This window comes from Pseudomonas sp. IT-P44 (assembly GCF_949768225.1).
Taxonomy (GTDB): domain Bacteria; phylum Pseudomonadota; class Gammaproteobacteria; order Pseudomonadales; family Pseudomonadaceae; genus Aquipseudomonas; species Aquipseudomonas migulae.
The window spans coordinates 1-555 of the sequence record NZ_CATKQM010000084.1; the positions used below are offsets into that span (position 1 = coordinate 1).

At 61.8% G+C, this 555-nt stretch carries 1 protein-coding gene; it reads left to right on the forward strand.

All coding sequences use genetic code 11. The annotated features are described in order from the left end of the window. The first annotated feature begins 71 nt into the window (after positions 1-71). The gene (locus ACM6IO_RS27920; RefSeq protein ID WP_414912616.1) at positions 72-434 is read left to right on the forward strand and encodes a DUF1353 domain-containing protein; all 363 of its coding nucleotides are present in this window, start codon (positions 72-74) and stop codon (positions 432-434) included. The last annotated feature ends 121 nt before the right edge of the window (positions 435-555 follow it).

Below are 555 nucleotides of genomic sequence, written 5' to 3' on the forward strand. Positions count from 1 at the left end.
TCGCAGCACGATGCGCCAGCTCATCGACGCAAATGCGGCTCCGAACAAAATCCGCGTGGAGTGCGCCGCCGATGCCCTTTAAGAGTGATCTGATCGTCAAGGCGGTCAACGGCGTTGCTGCATGGGACCTGGTCAGGCCGTTGTTCTACATCACGCGTGACGGTCGTCCGGTGACTGTTCCTGCGGGTACTCGTACCGATCTGTCCAGCGCCCCCCGTGTGGTTTGGTGGCTGGTGCCGCGTGACGACGAGTTGGCCCGCCGCCCAGCAACCGTGCACGACTACATCTACACGACGCTGACCAACCGTTTCACCAAGGCCGAGGCCGACCGGATTTTCTACGACGCCCTGCTCGAGGAGGGCATGACCACGACTTTGGCCTGGCTGATGTACACCGCCGTCCGGATCGGCGGCCGTGGCAACTGGAGCGCATGAAATGGAGCTTTCATCCATGACCGTGAGCGTACTGCTGATGATCACCGAGCTGGTCCTGACCGGCGTCGCGGGCTTTCAGGTGTACCTCTTCAAACAGATCAGCGCGGCCCGCCGTGAACAT